Below are 22,787 nucleotides of genomic sequence, written 5' to 3'. Positions count from 1 at the left end.
ATCATCAAATAATATATATGTATAGGAATCATACGTGCGGAGAATTAACTCTTGCAGATGTAAACAAAGAAGTAACGTTAGCCGGATGGGTAAACGCTGTCCGCAAGCTTGGTGGTGGAGTGACATTTATCGACCTCCGCGACCGTTACGGTATTACTCAATTGTCATTCAGTAAAGATATCAATGCCGACTTGTACGAGCGAGCGAATAAAATAGGTCGCGAATACGTATTGCAGGTGACAGGTAACGTAGAAGAGCGTTCGAGTAAGAACCCCAACAGGTCTACCGGCGATATTGAGATTATCGTTAACGAACTTGTAATATTAAATACATCAGATACACCACCATTTACGATAGAAGACAATACTGATGGCGGCGATGACTTAAGAATGAAATACCGATATCTTGATTTGCGTCGCGATGTGGTAAGAAAAAACCTTGAACTTCGTCACAAAATAGCATTCGAAACACGTCGTTATTTAGACGAGCGTCAATTCCTTGAGGTAGAAACACCTGTTCTTATTGGTTCCACTCCCGAGGGGGCACGTGACTTTGTTGTACCATCTCGTATGAATCCGGGTGAATTTTATGCACTGCCACAATCGCCGCAATTATTCAAACAGCTATTGATGGTTTCGGGATTTGATCGATATTTCCAGATCGTTAAATGTTTCCGTGACGAAGACTTGAGAGCAGACCGTCAACCTGAATTTACTCAGATCGACTGTGAGATGTCGTATGTTAATCAGGAGGATGTGCTAAATATGTTTGAAGGATTAACAAAGCATCTGTTCAAAGTTGTAAAGGGAATTGATATTCCTGATTTTCCTCGTATGACTTATGCGCATGCCATGAAGTATTACGGTTCTGATAAACCGGATACACGTTTTGGTATGGAATTCGTAGAAATAAAAGACTTGACAGAAGGTAAAGATTTTGTCGTATTCGATTCATCTGAATACGTAGGAGCTATCTGCGCTAAAGGAGGAGCTTCATATACCCGTAAGCAGATTGATGCCCTGACTGACTATGTAAAACGCCCGCAGATAGGAGCAAAAGGGCTTGTCTATGCCCGCTACGAGGCGGATGGCTCATTAAAATCTTCTGTAGATAAGTTCTATAGCCCTGAGGATTTGAAGAAGTGGGCAGAACGCTGTCAGGCAGAACCGGGAGACCTTATACTAATTATCTGCGGTGAAACAGAAAAGGCACAGAAACAGCTAGGAGAACTTCGTCTAGAAGTAGCAGATCAACTTGGGCTAAGAGACAAGAATCAGTTTAACTGTCTATGGGTAATTGACTTCCCTCTGTTAGAGAAAGATGAAGAGCTGGGACGTTATTTCGCAAAACACCATCCGTTTACAAGTCCTAAAGAAGAAGATATAGCCTTGCTTGATAGTGATCCGGGAGCAGTTCGTGCCAATGCCTATGATATGGTAATCAACGGCGTAGAAGTAGGAGGAGGCTCTGTCCGTATTTTCAACAGTCAACTACAGAATAAGATGTTCCAAATACTAGGCTTCACTGAAGAAAAAGCTCAGGCACAGTTTGGCTTCCTGATGAATGCATTCAAATATGGAGCACCTCCACATGCTGGTCTGGCTTTTGGTTTAGATCGTTTGGTGTCATTGTTTGCAGGATTGGATAGTATCCGTGACTGTATTGCATTCCCTAAGAATAACTCGGGACGTGATATGATGATAGATGCTCCGGCAACTCTTGATCCGGCTCAACTTGAGGAGCTGAACTTGAAAGTAGAAATAAAGGAATAAAACAGATCCTATATAAGTCAAAAGCGCTCTAACTATGAAGTTAGAGCGCTTTCTCGTTTTAAAAACACGTGTTGTTATCGGTTGGATAGTCTTAGTCGATAAGAAGTTCCGGTCGATATTCAAAGTGCATTGTATCATAATGATACCACTTGCCTCCCCAAATAAATCCATACTTCTCGAATATATCGACTATAAGTTGCGGTATTCTGTTTTTATACTGTAAAGTTGCGTCCTCTGATTTACAACGGCAGTCCCATTGCCAATAATTGGAATATTTCACATTCAGATCGATAGCAGTACCAAAGCTATGACTGCTCAGTCTGTTTGTTCCTCTTATCTTTCGCCAGTTAAATACGCCCGAACTATACAGGTATTCCCGTAACTCGGGATGCTTATCGAATTCGTCCGATACTTTCTGCAATTGCTTCGCAACACCATTTATCTTCGTCACTCTCAGAGTCTGGTTTACAAGCGTTGGACACCAAGTGATGGTAACCAAATTAGCTTGCACTTCCGCTGAAGTAGACCCATACATTAACTTTAAGAGCTCTTCATTTCTTATTCGTCCCGGATCGTAATTCTTAGAAATATTCTCAACCTTTCCTTTGATATAAGGATATGTAAAGATATCTCCTAGATCGTTACTGTTCATCAGATCAGAGTGAGTCTTCGTTCCACCTTCTTCATATTTGATAGTTCTTCCGTCTTTTAAGACAATATTAGAGTTCTCAAAAGCCACAATGCTCTCGGGATAAGCCTTCATTAGCTTATATACAGCTACGGGATATTGATCTTTATTCTGAGAAAAGCTTATTCCGGTAATAAAGACAAAGATCAGGACTATAACTGTCTTTTTCATATACTAAAGATAAAAATTTAAAAGGATATATCATGATAATATATCCTTCTTTTGTCATTAAAAACGGATGTTTTTTACTTCAGTATTTTCTCTATCAAGGTCAACTCTTCGGCAGAAAAGTTGGCATTCTCTTTAGCCTTCAGATTATCTTTCAACTGATTCAAAGAACTTGTTCCAATTATGACAGATGTAACCTGTTCGTTATGTAACAGCCATGCTAAAGCCATTTCTGCTAAAGTTTGACCACGCTGTAGAGCCAAGTCGTTCAATGCAGAAACCTGTTTTATCACATCCTGAGTAATTTCACTTTCCTGCAAAAAACCATGGCTTTTGTGAGCTCGGGAAGTTTCAGGAATACCATGCAGATACTTATTCGTAAGTAACCCTTGCGCTAATGGAGAAAATGCAATAAATCCTACTCCATATTCTTTATTAATAGCCATATGCTCAATTTCGGGATTGCGAACAAGCATACTATACTTGTCCTGATAAATCAAACAAGGCACATTCTGTGACTTCAATATTTCATAAGCCTTTATCAATTGCTGCGGAGGATATTTTGATACACCTACATACAAAGCTTTCCCCTGGCGAACAATATCGACTAAGGCTTGCATCGTTTCTTCTATCGGAGTCTGAGGATCATACCGATGAGAGTAAAATATATCAAAATACTCCAAGCCAGTACGTTTCAGGCTCTGATCAATACTTGCCATAATATACTTTCGCGAACCGCCATCACCATAAGGGCCATTCCACATCAAGTGACCTGCTTTTGATGATATAATAAGCTCGTCTCGGTGTCCTTTAAGCTCTTTAGCTAAGACTTTTCCAAAGTTAGCCTCTGCACTTCCGGGAGGTGGGCCGTAATTATTGGCTAAATCAAAATGTGTAATACCACTATCAAAGGCATGTAAAATCATAGATGTAGCCATTTCAAAATCATCTACATCTCCGAAATTATGCCACAACCCTAATGAGATTTCAGGAAGCTGTAACCCACTGTTTCCGCAAAAGTTATATTTCATCGTTTTCGTTTTATTTTGAATAAAGATAGTTTATTTTCTTTTAGGATTCTCGTATTTATTAAATTTTTAGATGATACTATTTACCCCTTATCTATTCATAATATTTAACAATGGAGCATTAATATTTCCATAATCGAAAAGAATTATGAGCCGAATCTTTATATACTTTTACCCGATTTTTTAACATACATAACATTTATGAAAATTATAAACTATCTAAAATTAACTTTAACAGCTGTAACACTCTGTTTGATTACCGTTTCTGTTTATGCTCAAGAAGCAAATGAAAATCCTTTAGCTCTACTTAAAGAAGGAAACCTCCGTTTTGTATCAAGTACTCCATTACACCAACATCAGGATATGGCTAGAGTTGACGAACTCAAAAGTGGGCAACAGCCTTTTGCTGTCATTGTCAGCTGCTCCGATTCCCGTGTATCTCCTGAAATCATATTTGACCAAGGACTCGGCGATCTATTTTCAATCCGTACAGCCGGTAATGTTATGGCTGACTTTGAAGAAGGAAGCATTGAGTATGCAGCGGAACATCTTGGTTCAACGCTTATAGTTGTTTTAGGACATACTAGCTGTGGTGCAGTAAAAGCATTCATGGATATCAAGCACAATCCGGATCATCAGCATGCGGATCATGCCGAAAAATTAGGTCATATAGAATCTATTGTAAATAAGCTAAACAGTGAAGATGAAGAAAACGAAGTCTTCAAAACAGAAGGTTCGGATAAGTACCAAAAGGCTATCGAAGCAAATGTTATACATGGAGTAAAGCAATTAAGAGAATCTACACCTATATTATCAGAAAAATATAAAGAAGGAAAGATTCAAATAGTGGGAGCTATTTACCACATTGAATCAGGAGAGGTTGAATTTTTAGACCTTTAATAATCTTCGTTTTTGGTCATAAAAAAAGCTCAGCCTTTGCGGCTGAGCTTTTTTTATGATATGCTTTATTTTAGAATAACATATTCTTAATATCTGGATTTGTAAGGAACTTAGCAAATTCAATATCTTTTGCTATTTCTGCAGGAGAAACTCCATTCTGAATAGCAGACTTTAAGTTTCCGGCAACACCTGATGCACTATTTGTTCTTGCAGCTACGATCGCAGCCAAATAATATGTAGTAGCATCTTTAGTTAGTACTGCATCCAATATTTGTTGAGCACGGCTATAATTCTTAGTCAAAATCTGAGCCAATGCAGCATTGTTAGATACAGTGTTACCAAACGATTGAACTGCACGGTTATATTCTCCTTTTTGGATATACATCAATCCCATTGTTTCACCTAACGAGTTAGCTCCTGCTGCATTACCAAGCAGTTGCTCTGCTTTAGCAGTATTTCCATCAGCCAATGACACTAAAGCTAAGTTCATATTCGCTTCAGCTGCACGAGAGGAAACTTCAGCAGCCTTATTGAAAGCCTGAACCGCTCTGCTGTTTTGTCCGTTCTTATAATAGTATGCACCTAGGTTATTCCATCCACGATAGTCGTTAGGGAATTTTTGAGTAACGAAAGTATATACTTTCTCTTTAGATACACCATTCAAGTTAGCAGCATATAACAATTCTTCTACTGTAAGGTCTCCAAGGTTACCGCTTACTGCAACATTTTTCAGTTCCTCATCAGTCTTACCAATTATTTCTACATTAGCCAATAGGCGAGAACGACGAAGTTTTGGTAAAATAGTTTCAGCTAGATCAGAGTATACAACTGAGATATTCTTAATTTCTTTTTCTCTGGTTTCCGGATCTGGATACATAGACAATACTCTAAGAACAAGATCTTTGTCTTGTAAGCTAGATGCTTGAACTAATTTTTGGAATCCATCCCAGTCTTGAGCTGTATATTTAGCATTAATTTCAGTATCAATACTATTTCTCTTGAATTCTTTAGTCAAATAGTTTGTTGTATTCTTCTCACGTTTTTCAGCTAGCTGATCATTCAGTTTGAACCCTCCATCAGGAGATGCATATGCCGAAATTTCAACATCTACTTTCTTACGCTCGTTACTATCTGCTTCTTTTACCAATTCTTTCCATGCATTCAGGTTTGTAGAATTCAATTCGCTAGAACGCAATTCTGCACGTTGGATCAAGAACATTATATCAGCATCATAAGCTTCTTTGATTATGCGTTGGAAAGCGTCAGGAGCAACAGCAGGAGCTGAAGTAGCCGCATTTGCAAGGGCTTGAGTTGCAACTACACCATCAGCAATTTTTACATCGCCAAAGCCAACCACTTGTTTTCCGCCTCTGTAAAAATCGAAGCGTAAAAATAATTCCGATTTTTTCATTGCCGGAATATAATCAAACTCAGACTTCATTGTTATAGCACTACCAGCTTCATAAGGTACTACGATTCCGTTTCCGGCTACCTTTTCGCCCTGATATGTATAAGGAGTTCCAAGAGTTTCACCTCCTGTATACTTCAATACCGGTGTAACTACAACTGTTGTACTTTTCTCGAACCATTTAGCAGGGAAGCGTCCGTTTATTGTAACAGGAACTTTAGTCCCTACCAATTCTAACGGCGAAGGATTTGTTGTAAATAAAGAATTTGCCAAAGGAGGCATTGTTTTTTTGCCGCACGATGTTGCTATGATAGCAACAAAGGCTACTAACGAAAGGAATTGAATGAGTTTCTGCCTTTTCATAACACTTAAGTAATTTAGTTTTATATATTTATTAAATTCCGATTCTTCGTATCACAAAGCTACTTGATTTCCATCTGAAAATAAAATACAATTACCTTATTTTGAATATTCCTAAGACTTTTAATTTTTTTTAATCTTTCAGCATTTTCACACTCAGTGTTGATGCGGTATAGATCCCTTTTTCGGAGAAAGACTTATATATATTCTCGTTCAAACTGACACTTGTATTTCCATAATCCTCACTATTCACCCATACCCGTATTGTTACATTGATAACGCCATTGGAAACATCTGTAACACCCACAAAAGGTGTAGGGGTATCTTTTATTGATTTGTTTTCTTTAATAACTGAGAGCAATACACTTTTTACAAGGTCAATATCTGTTCCATAATTAATATTAAACGTGAGGTCGATACGCCTCTGTTTCTGGGCTGAATAGTTCGTTATATTCCCGGTAGATAAAGGGCCATTGGGTATAAATATAGTGACATTATCGCCTGTCAGCAAAACAGTATATAATATTCCAATAGACTGAACGACACCATCCGTACTTTGGGCAACAATACGATCACCGACTTTGAACGGTTTGTTTATTAACAGCATCACACCTCCTGCAAAATTAGAGAGATTATCTTTCATAGCCATACCTACGGCTAACCCGGCAGCAGCTAATATAGCAGCAAAGGAAGTAGTTTGAATGCCTAGTATATTTACTATAAAAAGAAATAATACAATCTTTAATGAAATATTGATCAGGCTATCCAAAAACGAGCGCACTGTTTCCTCTATCCGTCGGCGAAGTAGAAACTTATCAAAAAACTTTCTTATCCACCCAATCACCCAGCGGCCAACAATAAATACAATAATTGAAGCTACAATTTTTGTACCTAGCGCCACCGAAACATCAAGCAGATAGTCAAGCAACTTATCGAGGGTTGAAACCGTGGCTTCCGCATTCACAACAGACAGACTATCAGTAGAAAATATATCTAATAACATAAACTATATAACAAGTGCAATAATTCGAGCATAAAATTATATATTTATACAATACAATTGTCATTTTATTCGGGATTAAAATAGATTTTTAACAATCAAATTTTACAGATTCGAATGGTACTTTTCTAAGAGTAGATAAATGATCTCGCATTTGTCGAACATGCAACAGACAAAGAGCGAGACTTTCTGCTCTTTTGTTTTTTATATCTTTGTCCTACCAAAATAGATTGACAAGTGAAAGGTATAAATATATTTGATCTCAAAAACTTCCTCGACCAGAAAGTAGAACAGTACAACACCCCTGCTTTTATCGATAACGATCCGATCTCCATTCCTCATAGCTTCACAAGCAAACAGGATAAAGAAATAATGGGTTTCTTTGCTGCTATTTTTGCATGGGGACAACGCAAAACCATTATCAATAAATGTAAAGAGTTGGCAGAAAGAATGGACAACGATCCATATAACTTCATACAAGGACACAGTGAAGAAGACTTGAAAAAGCTCCTACAGTTTAAACACAGAACATTCAACGATACAGACTTGCTATACTGTATCGACTTTATGAAAAGACACTTCACTCAATACAACAGCCTTGAGGAAGCTTTCTTCCCATCCTCCGACATGAATGTAGAGGCAGCCCTCAATCACTTTCAGGCATACTTCTTTTCTCATCCCGATGCACCTCACCGTACACGAAAGCATATCCCCTCTCCCGTTCAAAAATCAGCATGCAAACGACTGAATATGTACTTACGATGGATGGTAAGGGATGATAACAAAGGGGTCGATTTCGGGTTATGGAAACAAATCAGCCCATCCAAGTTGATTTGCCCACTCGATCTTCATGTAGAACGTACCGCCCGCAAGCTAGGTCTGCTGGAACGAGACAAACCCGATTGGAGGGCAGCGCTAGAACTAACAGAAAGTCTAAAAACACTGGATATCAACGACCCTGCCAAATATGACTTCGCTCTGTTTGGTATTTCTATTGAAGAAAAATGTATTATCCCTTAGAATAAAAAGTAACAAAGGTGACAAAAGTGACACATTTTATACATATTTTTCATGTCACCTTTCTGCTCTCAAATTTCAGTTGTTATAGATATCAAAGACCTCATTATATGACAATTTTATTCTAAATAAATAAACACAAATAAAATTTCTGTATTTTTTTTATTTGCAATATACAACACCTTTCTCATTTTGAATTCAAAGCAAAAAAAACTATCTTTGAGCTAGTTTTTTAGTAGCTATTAAATCCAATAAACACATATGCTCCCTGAAGATATTATTGACGAACCAGAGAATTTAGATAACGACGAACCAATATTGGATGATGAGTTGGAGAACGCTGATGCAGCATCCCATTCAGACTATAAAGTCCCGATAAAAGATACGGCTGACAATCAGACACATCTTTCGGGTATGTTCCAAAACTGGTTTCTCGACTATGCATCGTACGTAATACTCGAACGTGCGGTACCTCACATATCTGATGGTTTCAAGCCGGTGCAACGTCGTATTATGCACTCTATGAAGCGCATGGATGATGGTCGCTACAATAAGGTCGCTAATATCATCGGACATACTATGCAGTTTCACCCGCATGGAGACGCCTCTATAGGGGATGCATTGGTGCAACTGGGACAAAAGGATTTATTGGTAGACTGTCAGGGAAACTGGGGAAACGTGTTTACAGGGGACGGAGCTGCAGCTCCTCGTTATATAGAAGCTCGCTTATCAAAGTTTGCTTTGGAAGTGATTTTCAACCCCAAAACCACAGAGTGGAAACCATCATACGATGGACGTAATAAAGAGCCTGTTACGCTACCTGTTAAGTTTCCTTTACTTCTAGCTCAGGGTGCAGAAGGTATTGCTGTGGGACTTTCGTCTAGGATTCTTCCTCACAACTTCAATGATCTTTGCGATGCAGCCATAGCGCATCTTCAAGGAGAAAAATTTGCATTCTATCCCGATTTTCAAACCGGGGGCTATATAGACGTCAGCAAGTATAACGATGGAGAGCGAGGCGGATCAGTAAAGGTTAGGGCTAAAATATCTAAACTGGACAACAAAACGCTTGTTATAAGTGACATTCCCTACGGACGAACATCATCGTCTGTTGTGGAATCGATCTTGAAAGCCAACGATAAGGGTAAAATTAAAATCCGCAAGGTAGATGATATCACCGCTCAGAATGTAGAGATACAGGTACATCTGGCAGCAGGCGTCTCTTCCGATAAGACAATAGATGCTCTATACGCTTTCACCGATTGTGAAATAAGCATTTCGCCAAACTGCTGTGTTATCGAAGATAATAAGCCTTATTTCCTTACAGTAAGCGACATACTCCGTCATACTACAGACAATACGTTAAGCCTGCTTCGTCAAGAACTGGAGATACAAAAGAGTGAACTGGAAGAAAGCCTTCACTTTTCTTCGCTGGAAAAGATTTTCATCGAGGAGCGTATATACAAAGACAAAGAGTTTGAGAATGCTGACAATATGGATATGGCTGTAGAGCATATCGATAAGAGATTAGCTAAATATGCAAAACAGTTTATCCGTGAGGTTACACGTGAGGATATACTCAAATTGATGGAAATCAAGATGGGACGTATTCTCAAGTTCAATTCCGACAAAGCAGATGAACTGATAGCCAGATATAAAGACGAAATAGAAGAAATAAAGCACAATATAGAAAACATTGTAGACTATACGATCTCGTGGTTTGTAATGTTGAAAGAAAAATACGGAAAAGATTTTCCTCGCAAAACAGAAATCCGCAGCTTTGATACCATCGAAGCGACAAAGGTGGTAGAAGCAAACGAAAAACTGTATATCAACCGCGAGGAAGGATTTATCGGCACATCACTGAAAAAAGATGAATTTGTCTGCAACTGTTCCGACATTGACGATATAATTATCTTCTTCAAAGACGGTAAATACAAGATTGTAAAAGTGAGCGACAAGATGTTTATCGGTAAAAATATTCTTTATCTATACGTCTTCCGTCGGAACGACAAGCGCACGATCTATAACGTGGTCTATCGCCACGGCAAGAATGGCCCTTCGTATATTAAACGCTTTGCCGTAACAGGAATAACCCGTGATAAAGAATACGATGTAACACAAGGAGAAGACGGTTCTCGTATCACCTATTTCAGTGCAAACCCGAATGGTGAAGCTGAAACCATACGTGTAATACTGAAGCCGAAACCTCGTCAAAAAATACTTGTATTCGAAAAAGACTTTAGCGATATTGTCATCAAAGGACGTCAGTCTATGGGAAATATCTTAACGAAAGCTGAAGTACATAAAATATCACTGAAACAAAAGGGTGGATCAACACTTGGCGGACGCAAAGTTTGGTTCGATCAGGATGTGTTGCGCCTAAACTATGATGGCAGAGGCAAATTCCTTGGAGAATTCCAAAGCGAAGACCAAATATTGGTTGTACACGATAATGGAGAGTTCTACACCTCCAATTTCGATGTAACGAATCACTACGAAGCCGGAATCATCCGTATCGAGAAATTCGACGTAAATAAAAATTGGACAGCCGTTCTGTTTGATGCCGACCAGCAATTTATGTATCTGAAACGCTTTACATTCGAATCTTCTGCAAAAAAACAGAATTTCCTTGGAGATAATCCGAACTCGAAACTGAAGATTCTTACAGACGTTGTTTATCCTCGTATTCTTGTTACTTTTGGCGGACGCGATAGTTATCGTGAAGCCTTGGAAATAGATGCGGATGAATTTATTGCAGTAAAAGGCTTCAAGGCTAAAGGTAAGCGTTTATCGACATTCGAAATAGGCGACATCAAAGAACTTGAACCTATCCGCTTTCCTGAACCGGAAGAAGAAGAGGAAAAGAAATTTGAAGTACAGATAGACGATGACGATGATGAAGTGGACAATCGCCCCATCTCGGATATTTTGGATGAAATAACAGGGCAGAAATCGTTATTTAAAGATGATGATAAGGAGGAGGAAGAATAAATATATATTTCTATTATTTCTGAGTGTATGCGTTTTTATTAATTTACAAGCTCAAAACCTTGTTGATAAAACACATGCTCTTGATTCAGTAGAAATTGAAGGTTATGCCCCTCAAAAGAGAACGATAGTTATCGATGATTCCTCTTTAGGGGTTCCTATACCGTTAAGAACGAACAACGCCCTATCGGTCTCTATCGGCTCTGCTAACATGTACGATACATACCTATCGCCATTAGAGTATAAGGGTTTCTCTATTCATTTGATGTATGAGCAGATGCGCCGTACGACGTGGTTCGATTATAAGTTCTATAAACAGCAGATATTCGAACTGGATCTTTCGAAAGGAGATAATCCCGCAAAAAATGTATCGGAATACTGGGCACTTCTTAGCTACAGGATAGGAGGTCATTATATGGTTTATAATACCGACAACTTCCGTCTCGGGCTAGGAGGACTATGGGATATAAATGGCGGTGTATTGTACAATGAACGAAATGGAAATAATCCGGCTTCTGCCCGTGCATATTCCAATCTCAATCTGTCTGTTACCGCCTCTTATAAATTCAAATGGGGTGCTGTGCGCTGGCAAATAGATTCTCCATTTATGGGAATATTGTTCTCTCCTAAATACGGACAATCGTACTACGAGATTTCGTTAGGCAACTCTGTCGGACTTGTCAATTTCGCATCCTATCACAATCAACGAGCATTGCGCAACTACATATCGATGGATATCCCAATAAACAAATATACAATCAGAGTGGGGTATATGGGCTCATGGTATCAGACAAAAGTAAATGAGATACAAACGCATCAGTATACAAACAGCTTTGTGATTGGATTCCCTATAGAAGGGGTAAAGAAACCAAAAGAAAAAGCCCGCATCGACTATTGGAATGGGAAATAAGCAGTAAAAGGCTTAAATGAGAGATATAAAAGAAATAGAGAAAAGATATAAAGATCCTAACAGGATACCTAGGAAGGGTTCACATCTATTTAAAAAGAGATATCTTCTTTTTATCGTATTGCTTATTGCCTTTATTACAAATCCGGATGAAGAGAAACACAGAGAAGCCGTTAAACATAAAATAAACAGCATTGTGCTTCCACCTGACCCTTCGGGTTCGGGATATGTAGGTAGCCATCCGAGTGTAGACCCATTGGTGAATAATCATATCACTGTTAATAATTATTTTCTGTTCTCTACTACAAAAGCTTTCTGGAATAATGAGGAAGCAACGATCGGACTGGGAGTTTTTGGGCATGTATTCATTTCCGATATGGTAGACAAAGCTATAAATAGAAGATTAAACAATTAGTATTTAAACCAATATGTTCAGAGAAGTAAGAAGACAAAACAGAATACTTGAAGATAAAGCTCGCATAAGCGAACTATTAAAGACTTCAGAATACGGATTTCTTAGCTTAGGAACATCCGAGAATGGATATGGCTATGGCATCCCAATCAGTTATGTTTATGATGAAGAAGCCAATACTCTTTATTTTCATTGTGCTCCTGAAGGTCAAAAACTAGACCTGATAAACCAAAACAATAAGGTATCATTTTGTGTAGTAGGTGTAACAAAACCCATTGCCGAACAATTCACTACCTTATACGAAAGTGTTATATCCTACGGTAAAGCTGATATAAATCTATCTGATGAAGAAAAACGAAAAGCTCTCAGACTATTGGTAAATAAATATTCAAAAGGCTTTGAAGAAATAGGAGAAAAATACATAGACAAATCGTGGAGCCGTACAGCTACATTCAAAATAGAAATAGAACACATAACAGCCAAAGCAAAATATAGTCCACATTGAATTTCTTTTTACCCAAGCTCAGCTATATGTAACTCATAGCAGCAAGATAGAGGAGATCGGGAAAAGTAAAATATCGCTAAATTATACTTTCTCTCAAATAGATTTTCAAAGAAAGTGATTAGCTTTGCACAACTTTATAAATATATCGTAGCAACAATAAAAACTTATTAATTTGTTGATTGTGAGTTCATCTAATAATTCTTACTTCGGAAAAGCAATCTTGTTTATTGTTTTATCCGTAGGCTTCTTTTTACTCTGTAAACAGTTGCTTCCCAACCGCTTATTCCCCGAGAATAAAATAACAACCGAAAATATTGTTGTAGACAGCCTGATGCTGAATGCAATCAATGATACTACAGCCATTGACGATTCTCCACATATAGCCAAGGCTGACAGCACAAATACAACAGACAGCTTAAACATCCAGCCCGAAGAAATAGATGAGGCTATAAACCCCTCGCTTAATGCAGATGGTTATCAAAATCTAAAACGATTTTATGAAAAGCTGCATCAGCTGGAAGCAAATAAGTCAGGCAAAGTAAGAATAGCCTATTTCGGCGATTCTATGAACGACGGCGATTATATTGTACAAGACGTCAGAAGTGAATTCCAGAAAAACTATGGAGGGCACGGAGTCGGTTTTGTTTCTATATCATCTCTTTCTGCTGCTTCACGGGGATCTATCTCACACCAAGTTTCAAAAGAATGGATTGTACAATCTTTTATAAAAGTAAAGAAACCAACCAGACCATTTGGGATAGATGGACAGGTATTCTTTACACGTGGTTCAGGCTCTAATTATTGGGTAAAATATAAAGCTCAGGCTCAACCCTATTCAACTGCATTATATAATCCTATACTTCTATATGGTAGTTCTAATAATGCAAATGCGTCTATTACGATTCGTGCAGACAAAGACTCGATATCTACCAAAAAGCTTACCCCTTCACATTTACTCAATACGCTGCCACTTACATCTTCAAGTGTAAAGTCTTTGCAGGTTACATTTGCCCATGCCGATTCTATTCCTATTTACGGATTCAGTTTCGACGACGGACAGGGAGTACATGTCGATAATTTTTCCATGCGTGGCAACTCCGGTCTTCCACTTTCTATACTCAATCCATCGCTAATGAATGCGTTCGATAAAGTTTTAGGGTACGACCTCATTGTTCTTCAATACGGAACGAATGTATTGGGCTATGGTACTCTAAATTATAGTTGGTATGAAAAAAACATGACAACGGTTGTAAACAACCTACATCAATGTTTCCCGAATGCTGACATACTGATTATTTCCACAGCGGATAAGGCAAGCAAAATTGAACAAGAAATGAAAACAGATCCGGCAGTAGTTCCGTTGGCAAAAGCACAAAGGAACTATGCACGCAAAACAGGATCGGGCTATATAAACCTGTATGAATTAATGGGTGGCAATGGATCGATGGTAAAATGGGTCGATGAATATCATTTGGCAAATAAAGACTATACCCACTTTAATGCGTCGGGTTCGAAAAAGATAGCCAAACTGCTTTATGACGAGATTAATAAAGGCTACCTGAAATACAAACAACATAAGACCGAAACAGAGATTAAGAAATGATATTTTTGAAAAAAATACGGACAATCTGTTTATTTACATTATTCTTATTCTACCCTCTTACATTTTTCTATTCTTCAACGAAAGATGCGAGAAGAGTTAAGGACATAAAGAATAATGTTTTTGCAAATCAGGAATTATTAAATCCGATCTTCAATAAGTTATACAACTTGGAGAAAAGCAAAAAAGGGAAAATTAATATTGTCCACATAGGTGACTCTCATATTCAGGCTGATTTTTTCACGAATGCCATAAGAAGCGAACTACAGTCCAAATTCGGAAACGGAGGATATGGCTTTACTTTTCCTTATAGTCTGGTAAAAACAAACGGAACCCGAAATGTAAGATACAGCAGCAATGCCTCTTGGCAGAGCCTTAGGAATGTACTACCGATAGCAGATGTGGGCGTAGGGCTTAGCGGAATTGCATTATATACTTCTTCTAACGACTTCGTATTGCAGCTATATACAGAAGAAGGATATGAGTTTACCAATGTTAAAGTAATATATCCGGATAAAGAGTCTCATTATAGAATGAGCATATCGGCCGACCCTCTTGAAGTAACCGGAGCAGCGCCAACAGGCTCAACGTCGGGCACAAGCATTAAATATCACAAGGTAAAAAAAGGAGAAACACTGTCTTCCATAAGCAGGAAATACAGAGTAACAGTTGCTCAGGTAAAAAAAGCAAATGGAATGAAATCGAATACAATCCGATTGAACCAATCGCTTAAGATACCAACGAAAACTACAGCCAAGCCTGTTCAGGTTAAATCGAGGGAAACCAATTTGGATACGGAGAATCTGAAATTTGTGAATATGTTATCCAAGCCATATTACTCATCGTATACCAGTGATTCAGCCATAAACAGGATTACCCTTGTACCCGATGGTAAAACGGCGATGTACAACCTCAACGGATTTGTAATAGAAAACAATGAGCCGGGAGTTGTATATCACACAATAGGTGTAAACGGCGCTAAGATGACGGATTACATTAAATATCCTCTATTTTTCAAACAACTACCGATACTCGAACCCGACCTTATCATCCTATCTTTTGGAACAAATGAATCTTTCGGAAAAATGAGCGACACGGAGTATATCTTTCAGCTGAATGAGTTTATCAACAATATAAAAGCATATTGTAAAAATGCAACTATACTCGTAATGACCCCTCCTCCGTCTATGTTTCGAAAAGGCAGGCAAAACACATTCGTTGCCGACTATAGCGTTGCTCTTATGGGGATTAATTACCTACCGGTATGGGATTTATACTCACGCATGAGTGGCGATTCTGCCATCAGACCAAGAGGAGATTATGCATCGATGATAGCTCGCGACAAAGTACACTACACAACCGGCGGGTACGAAGCTCAGGGACAATTATTTATTTCTGATTTTCTTGACGCTTACAATAATTATAAAAGCAAATATGATAAGTAATATATTTGAAAGCATAAGAGATTTCTACTTACCTGATTTTTTAGAAAAGGTAATCAACGATATAGGACCATATTTTATTTACGACCCGTCGCGACCGCTCCTGTTCAATAGTGCCTTCTTTCTTGGGTTCTTCCTTGTCTTCTATATGGTATATGTAGCCAGTAAGAAACACGACCATTTCAGAAAAGTATACCTTATCGCTTTTTCTCTTTACTTCTACTATCTGGCAGGGGGAAATACGATGGATATAAATCTTTTCGGATTTCATTTTCCGCTCAACTATTTTGTACTGCTGGTTATCTGCGCTGTAGCAACACACTGGCTAGCTGTAAAAATGCATGAGTCAGAGAAAACGGGAACACGAAAATTATTCTTGACACTTATTATTGTCGGTAACTTATTGATGTTAGCATACTTTAAGTATACGAATTTCCTTATCGATAATATCAATGCCATTTTCAATGGAAACTTTGCATTACATAATATTATATTACCAATCGGTATATCATTTTTTGTATTCGAAGCGATAAGTTACGCTGTAGATTTGTATCGCAAGCAAATGAAACCGGCCGACTCCCTTTTGGATTTCTGTTTTTATATAACTTTCTTTCCGAAACTGGTAGCAGGGCCTATTATACGAGCGAAAGATTTTCTACCGCAGATGAAAAACAAACTGCATCTGACCAAAGAAGACGCAAGTGCTGCTATATTCCTTATACTTATCGGTTTGATAAAGAAGGCGATTATATCAGATTATATCTCTACCAACTTTGTTGATCGGGTGTTCGATTCACCAATGAGCTATACTGCATTCGAGAACCTTATGGCTGTATATGGATATACGCTTCAAATATATTGTGACTTTTCGGGCTATTCAGATATTGCGATTGGCCTATCCCTGTTGATGGGATTCACAATACCGCCTAACTTTTTAACGCCATATAAATCCCAATCAGTCACCGAATTCTGGCGTCGCTGGCATATATCCCTATCCTCTTGGTTGCGGGACTATCTGTATATTTCGATGGGAGGTAATCGTAAAGGCAAGATTAGAACTTATTTCAACTTATTCATGACAATGCTGATAGGAGGATTATGGCATGGTGCATCGTGGAAATTTGTTATTTGGGGCGGATTGCATGGAACAATGCTGGCAATAGAGCGATTTTTTAAGCAATTTATAAAAATACCTGACAACCGCTTGACTCGCATAATCTGTATCTTACTAACTTTTCACTTCGTAGCATTTTGTTGGATATTCTTCCGTGCCGGAAGTTTCGAATTGGCAGGAAGCGTTATTTCAAATATTGGTAAACTAACATTTGCTCCGAACGAATGGCTGGTTATTATAGAAGGATACAGAAATGTATTTATCTTACTGATTGTTGGATATATTATGCACTTCTTACCCGAGAAACTTGTTAATAATATAAAAGCGGGCTTCGACTCTATCCCGTTATTCGGGAAAGCTGCTTTTGCAGGTCTTATCTTTTGGATGATATTTGCAACAGCCTCTAGCGGGCCACAACCATTTATTTATTTCCAATTCTAAAAATATATTTAGTTGAACATCCACTACTTTAATCCCGGACACGAGACAGCAGTCAACAATGCGTCGCCTTACTATACACCTCCGGCAAATATAGCGGCTATGCAAGAAGAGTTGTCTTTTCTGCCGGCATGGTACGCCGATCGGGAAGATAAAGTTTTGGTCGATAGGAAGGACGAAGTATATTATTCATACTTAACAGAAAAATTCTCTACCCTAGCTCAACCAGTATCTCAGAACGAACTGACACTATATAGAGATGCAAATGTATCATTATGGGGAGTATCTCCTCAAGCGATTCGCTACTTCGAAGAACTAAATAAGGAATTAGAAATTAATCTGGATATTCCTGAATGGAGTGAAGAATATAAATATCTTAATAGCAGACTAGCAGCGAGAGACTGTCTGTCTGAATTAATAAACTCTATCCCCCTACTCTCTCAAGCAGTCATACCGCAATTCTATACAAACCTGGACGATATAAACAGGGCTGTAAATGCCTCGGCATATCAACTATTAGCAAAGGCTCCTTATTCATCCTCCGGCAGGGGATTGCTGTGGCTACCGGCAACAGGATTAACCCGCACCGAAAATCAGATATTACATGGAATTCTAAAAAAACAAGGGAGTGTCTCTATCGAAAGAGTTTTAGATAAACAAATGGATTTTGCCATGGAATTTATGGCAGACGGAAAAGGAAATATTGCCTTTGCTGGCTATTCTCTTTTTTATACCAATGCGAAGGGCGGCTACGAAGCAAATTATATAGGCTCACAAGAAAGCATAATAGAACAATTGTCTGAAAAGATATCGCTAGACCTCCTTGATTCTGTAAAGGGCAAGCTTATCAACATATTATCTAAAAAGCTTACAACACTTTACAATGGCTGTATCGGCGTGGATATGCTTATTTATTTAGAAGACAATGAGTATAAATTACATCCTTGCGTTGAAATCAATATGCGATACAATATGGGATTTCTCAGTTGCCGGTTGTATGAAAACTATATTGCGACGCAGTCTTGCGGGAAATTCTATATAGATTTTAATCCTAAAGCAGAAGAGATGTATAACAACCATCTCTTGATGGAGGAAAAGTACCCTATCCGAATAGAAAATGGCAAAATAATTTCAGGATACCTTTCGTTATGCCCAATCAACAGAAGCAACAGATATAGAGCTTATGTATTGGTTGAAGAAGGCTTTTAATACCCTCCCCTATCATATAACTACAAATTTCTCCTTCTGAATTCAGCGCAAATAATTGCTGTAGCTATAGCTACATTTAACGACTCCGATGTGGGATTACCTACAGGGTAGTTTGGTATATACAGTTTCTCGGTAATCAATCTTTCTATTTCAGGACGGATTCCATTGCCTTCATTTCCCATAACAATAATTCCATCTGATGTAATCTTTTTTTCGTACATATTTTCTCCATCGAGAAAAGTTCCGTACACAGGCAAATGTTTATTCCGAGTCAAAAAATCTGACAAGTCTGTATAATGAATATTAACCCTCGCTAAAGCCCCCATTGTAGCTTGTACCACCTTCGGATTGTAGACATCAACAGTATCTTGCGAGCAAAATATATGATGAATGCCATACCAATCAGCCAAGCGTATGATTGTACCCATATTGCCGGGGTCTTGAATACCATCCAATGCCAAAACCAGCTCATCATCAATCTTTATATCAGCTACATTTTCTGATTGGTAGAAGACAGCTAATACCTGTTGAGGGTTTTGTAAAAAACTCGCTTGAGCCAGCTCACTATCATTCACTTCTATTACTTCTTCGGCATTCGCCACATCAGCCGATCTCAAGAATTCGGGAGTAGCAACGAGTAACTGACATTTTATAAATGGCAGTAAATCGCTTACCATCTTATGACCTTCAGCGACAAAAGTTCCGAACTCGGCACGATATTTCTTCTCTTTCAAAGAGCGAATATATTTCAGCTTATTTTTGCTTAAACTCATTTATTTATTATCCAAATTTTACTTCACACGATACCTTAATCTAACTAAAACATTACCTCTAACCTATTTCCTTCAGGATCTAGCGTTTCAAACTCATAATAGCCATCGCCTGTTTGCCGAGGACCTCTTAATATCTGATATCCCGCATTCTTTAGTTCCTCAGCTTTCTTATCCACCTCTTCTATAGAATCAACAACAAACGCCAAATGAATAAGTCCTTTGTGCTGGGTTCCCACAACATCATTTGCATTATCAGGAATATCCGTTCTGTGCATTATTTCTAATTGCCCGCCTGATTCGAAACTTAAAAAATAGCTTCTGAATCCTGTGGTTTTATTTTCGTACAGTTGATTCGCTTGGGCTCCAAAATGTTTAACATAATACTCCTTTTCTTTTTCAAGGTCTGTAACCCAAATTGCAGCATGGTGAAGTTTCATAAACTATTCTATTTAAAATCAATTTATACTCTTTTTAATAACAAAACTACAAAAAGAAACAATTAAAACCCTAAATTTGTCGTTCAATTGAATAAATAGAGTTTGCTTCAGGTTATTTTCTATGAGACATAAGTTTTTCATTCCCTTCTTTGTAGTAATACTTCTTACGATCTTCATACAGTCGTGCAGTACAACGAAATATATCCCAGACGGAGAATATTTACTGGCAAGCACTACAGTAAAGAGTGACAAAAAGGTCATGTCAACCATGGATATGGAAACCTTTATCAAACAAAAACCTAACTATAAAACCTTTGCAATATTCAAGCTACCACTTTTCTTATATAACCTATCCGGAAAAGATAGTACAAAATGGGTTAATCGTACGTTGCGTAATGCGGGAGATCCACCTGTGCTATATGATAGTACTATGCTAGAGCAGACAGTAGTCAACCTGGAGCGTATGATGACAAACAAAGGGTATATAGATGCAAGAGTTACACCCATAGTAGAGCTAAAAAATAAAAAAGCAAAAGTAATTTATGATATCAAAGCTGGTGCACCTTATCGTATAAAGGATTATACTATCAACATCAATGACAGTGTAATAAAAAAAACAATAATACCTGCCCAGCAATACCAGCCATTGATTAGCCGAAAACGAGACAGAGGAAATCTACCGATGAGCATCGATAGTATTTTATCTCGGAACACATTGGTACACAAAAACTCTTTACTGGATTTAGATGTTCTCGATCAGGAAAGAGAACGAGTATCATCTTTATTCCGTCGAACGGGATACTATGCATTTAATAAAGAGTACGTAGGTTTTGATGCAGATACCACACTCGGCAATAATATGGTTAAGCTCGATCTCACTATCGAACCATTTGCTACACGTGCGGCAGATGGACAAATAACAGAAGTCCCTCACAGACAATACATAGTAGAAGACGTAGTCTTTCTGGTTGACTATAATCCTCTAACAGACCAAAGCGTTAATGAATTTGAACCTACAAGTGTATACGAAGAAGGTAGATATAAAATAAAGTATGGACCAAGAGAGCGTTACATCAGTCCTAGAACGGTTTTGGATAATTGTTATATCATGCCGGGAGCATTGTTTAATGAGAATGCAACGTCCCTTACATACAGCTCGCTAGCTCAACTTAAGATATTAAAAAACATAAATATCAGTTATTACGAATTTATCGATAATGATTCGACTAAACTGCATTGCGTAATTACCTGTGTTCCGGATAAAAAACAAGGTATTTCTGCCGAGGTGGAAGGCACTAACTCAGGAGGTTATTTTGGTGTAGGAGCCAGCGTAGGATATCTTCACCGAAACGTATTTAAAGGATCGGAGCTATTCAGCGCACGTTTGCGTGGAGCCTACGAAGCTATTACCCCTAGCTTCTCCAGCTTCTCAGACAACTATTTTGAAATTGGAGGAGAGACCTCACTTACATTCCCAAGCTTTATGTTTCCACTTTTGAGTAAAGAACAAAAACGAAGGATACACGCCTCTACGCAATTAAATGCGAGCTATTCATTCCAACGGCGACCGGGATTTTTCACCCGTACCGTATTAGGATCGGGAGTGCAGTATATATGGCAAGACAGACGACAATCTCTTAACCGTCATATATTTGATTTGATAGAGATCAGCTATATCCACCTTCCATCTATCGACTCAACATTCGAAAGCAAACTTTCTGCGGCAGCTAAACAGTATAGTTTTAAAGACCACTTTATTCTGGGAACAGGGTATACTTTTTCACGTACCAATGTAGCAAATGTAAACAGACGGTCTTATCAACCAATATATTCGCTACGAGCATCGATAGAAACTGCCGGAAACCTGCTCTCTCTAGCTGCTAAAATGTCAGGAGCAAAACCAGATTCTTTAGGTTCCAGACAAATATTCGGGACGAACTTTGCTCAATATGTACGGGCAACTATAGACTATAGTAAAGCATACCAAATAGACGAAAAGAACTCACTGGCATGGCATCTCGGCGGAGGCCTAGCCTATCCGTATGGAAATAATCAGCAGATACCTATCCAAAAACGCTTCTTTGCGGGAGGTGCAAACAGTGTAAGAGGGTGGTCGATAAGAGAACTTGGCCCCGGGTCTTATTATTTTAAAAAATCGGCAGATGGTAATGATAAGGACAACTTTTATTATCACTCGGGAGACATACGGCTCGATGCAAGTGTAGAATATAGAAGTAAGTTATTCTGGATTATAGAAATGGGAGCTTTTATCGATGCCGGAAATATATGGACAGTGAAGAACTATGAAGATCAACCCGATGGGGCTTTCAAATTAAATAAATTCTATAAAGAAGTCGCTGTAGCATGGGGATTAGGGTTACGCCTTAATTTCGATTTCGTACTTATTCGCTTAGACTGCGGATGGAAAGCTTATGATCCTTCGGGAGATCCCAATATAACCCGATGGCCTATCAAGGAACCTTGGCGAATAGCCAAAAATACAGCTTGGCACATCGCCGTGGGCTATCCTTTCTAATACTACATTAGCAAATTATAACATCTTAAGACTCCGCCCTATAAGTTTTAATTCTTTTTAGGCAATATGTTTTAAGCAAGCG

At 38.3% G+C, this 22,787-nt stretch carries 18 protein-coding genes; 12 read left to right on the top strand and 6 right to left on the bottom strand.

Annotated features, from left to right (window positions below):
* Positions 1-17: 17 nt before the first annotated feature.
* Positions 18-1,772 (top strand): aspartate--tRNA ligase, encoded by a 1,755-nt coding sequence (gene aspS, locus E4T88_RS03205; protein ID WP_135104025.1) that lies wholly within the window; start codon positions 18-20, stop codon positions 1,770-1,772.
* Between the two features lie 91 nt (positions 1,773-1,863).
* Here aspS and E4T88_RS03200 read toward each other — a convergent pair whose 3' ends face one another.
* Together E4T88_RS03200 and E4T88_RS03195 are read right to left on the bottom strand one after the other, a co-directional pair.
* A complete protein-coding gene (locus tag E4T88_RS03200; RefSeq protein ID WP_135104024.1) occupies positions 1,864-2,631 on the bottom strand; it encodes a M15 family metallopeptidase in 768 nt (255 codons plus the stop codon).
* Positions 2,632-2,705: 74 nt separating this feature from the next.
* A complete protein-coding gene (locus tag E4T88_RS03195; protein WP_135104023.1) occupies positions 2,706-3,659 on the bottom strand; it encodes an aldo/keto reductase in 954 nt (317 codons plus the stop codon).
* 198 nt (positions 3,660-3,857) lie between these two features.
* Between E4T88_RS03195 and E4T88_RS03190 the strand changes: the two genes are divergently transcribed.
* Positions 3,858-4,556 carry a carbonic anhydrase gene (locus E4T88_RS03190; RefSeq protein WP_135104022.1) on the top strand — a complete coding sequence of 233 codons (699 nt, stop codon included), beginning with the start codon at positions 3,858-3,860 and terminating at the stop codon, positions 4,554-4,556.
* A gap of 70 nt (positions 4,557-4,626) precedes the next feature.
* On the opposite strand, the gene E4T88_RS03185 is transcribed toward E4T88_RS03190, so the two are convergent.
* A complete protein-coding gene (locus E4T88_RS03185; protein ID WP_135104021.1) occupies positions 4,627-6,327 on the bottom strand; it encodes a tetratricopeptide repeat protein in 1,701 nt (566 codons plus the stop codon).
* Between the two features lie 130 nt (positions 6,328-6,457).
* Positions 6,458-7,327: a mechanosensitive ion channel family protein gene (locus tag E4T88_RS03180; protein WP_135104020.1), complete on the bottom strand. Its 870-nt coding sequence runs from the start codon at positions 7,325-7,327 to the stop codon at positions 6,458-6,460.
* A gap of 234 nt (positions 7,328-7,561) precedes the next feature.
* Between E4T88_RS03180 and E4T88_RS03175 the strand changes: the two genes are divergently transcribed.
* The 9 genes from E4T88_RS03175 to E4T88_RS03135 all read left to right on the top strand — a co-directional run bounded on the left by E4T88_RS03175 (position 7,562) and on the right by E4T88_RS03135 (position 18,959).
* Positions 7,562-8,344: a TIGR02757 family protein gene (locus E4T88_RS03175; RefSeq protein ID WP_135104019.1), complete on the top strand. Its 783-nt coding sequence runs from the start codon at positions 7,562-7,564 to the stop codon at positions 8,342-8,344.
* 258 nt (positions 8,345-8,602) lie between these two features.
* Complete coding sequence (locus E4T88_RS03170; protein ID WP_135104018.1) at positions 8,603-11,335, top strand: DNA gyrase/topoisomerase IV subunit A; 2,733 nt, start codon at positions 8,603-8,605, stop codon at positions 11,333-11,335.
* Positions 11,310-12,242 carry a DUF3316 domain-containing protein gene (locus E4T88_RS03165; protein ID WP_135104017.1) on the top strand — a complete coding sequence of 311 codons (933 nt, stop codon included), beginning with the start codon at positions 11,310-11,312 and terminating at the stop codon, positions 12,240-12,242. The genes E4T88_RS03170 and E4T88_RS03165 overlap by 26 nt, the downstream gene beginning before the upstream one ends.
* A gap of 16 nt (positions 12,243-12,258) precedes the next feature.
* Positions 12,259-12,654, top strand: coding sequence for a hypothetical protein (locus E4T88_RS03160; protein ID WP_135104016.1), 396 nt, complete (start codon positions 12,259-12,261; stop codon positions 12,652-12,654).
* A gap of 13 nt (positions 12,655-12,667) precedes the next feature.
* Positions 12,668-13,156 (top strand): pyridoxamine 5'-phosphate oxidase family protein, encoded by a 489-nt coding sequence (locus E4T88_RS03155; protein WP_135104015.1) that lies wholly within the window; start codon positions 12,668-12,670, stop codon positions 13,154-13,156.
* Positions 13,157-13,337: 181 nt separating this feature from the next.
* A complete protein-coding gene (locus E4T88_RS03150) occupies positions 13,338-14,759 on the top strand; it encodes a GDSL-type esterase/lipase family protein (RefSeq protein ID WP_260393664.1) in 1,422 nt (473 codons plus the stop codon).
* Complete coding sequence (locus E4T88_RS03145; protein WP_135104013.1) at positions 14,756-16,201, top strand: LysM peptidoglycan-binding domain-containing protein; 1,446 nt, start codon at positions 14,756-14,758, stop codon at positions 16,199-16,201. The genes E4T88_RS03150 and E4T88_RS03145 overlap by 4 nt, the downstream gene beginning before the upstream one ends.
* Positions 16,191-17,753: an MBOAT family O-acyltransferase gene (locus E4T88_RS03140; protein WP_135104012.1), complete on the top strand. Its 1,563-nt coding sequence runs from the start codon at positions 16,191-16,193 to the stop codon at positions 17,751-17,753. Before E4T88_RS03145 ends, E4T88_RS03140 begins: the two co-directional genes overlap by 11 nt.
* Positions 17,754-17,765: 12 nt before the next feature.
* Complete coding sequence (locus E4T88_RS03135) at positions 17,766-18,959, top strand: hypothetical protein (protein ID WP_135104011.1); 1,194 nt, start codon at positions 17,766-17,768, stop codon at positions 18,957-18,959.
* Between the two features lie 20 nt (positions 18,960-18,979).
* On the opposite strand, the gene E4T88_RS03130 is transcribed toward E4T88_RS03135, so the two are convergent.
* Together E4T88_RS03130 and E4T88_RS03125 are read right to left on the bottom strand one after the other, a co-directional pair.
* The gene (locus E4T88_RS03130; RefSeq protein WP_135104010.1) at positions 18,980-19,732 is read right to left on the bottom strand and encodes an RNA methyltransferase; all 753 of its coding nucleotides are present in this window, start codon (positions 19,730-19,732) and stop codon (positions 18,980-18,982) included.
* A 44-nt stretch (positions 19,733-19,776) separates the two neighbouring features.
* The gene (locus E4T88_RS03125) at positions 19,777-20,169 is read right to left on the bottom strand and encodes a VOC family protein (protein WP_135104009.1); all 393 of its coding nucleotides are present in this window, start codon (positions 20,167-20,169) and stop codon (positions 19,777-19,779) included.
* 121 nt (positions 20,170-20,290) lie between these two features.
* Between E4T88_RS03125 and tamL the strand changes: the two genes are divergently transcribed.
* Positions 20,291-22,705 carry a translocation and assembly module lipoprotein TamL gene (tamL, locus tag E4T88_RS03120; RefSeq protein WP_135104008.1) on the top strand — a complete coding sequence of 805 codons (2,415 nt, stop codon included), beginning with the start codon at positions 20,291-20,293 and terminating at the stop codon, positions 22,703-22,705.
* Positions 22,706-22,787: the final 82 nt, after the last annotated feature.

It is taken from the genome of Dysgonomonas mossii, from assembly GCF_004569505.1.
GTDB lineage: Bacteria > Bacteroidota > Bacteroidia > Bacteroidales > Dysgonomonadaceae > Dysgonomonas.
This window is presented reverse-complemented; position numbering and strand designations above follow the sequence as displayed.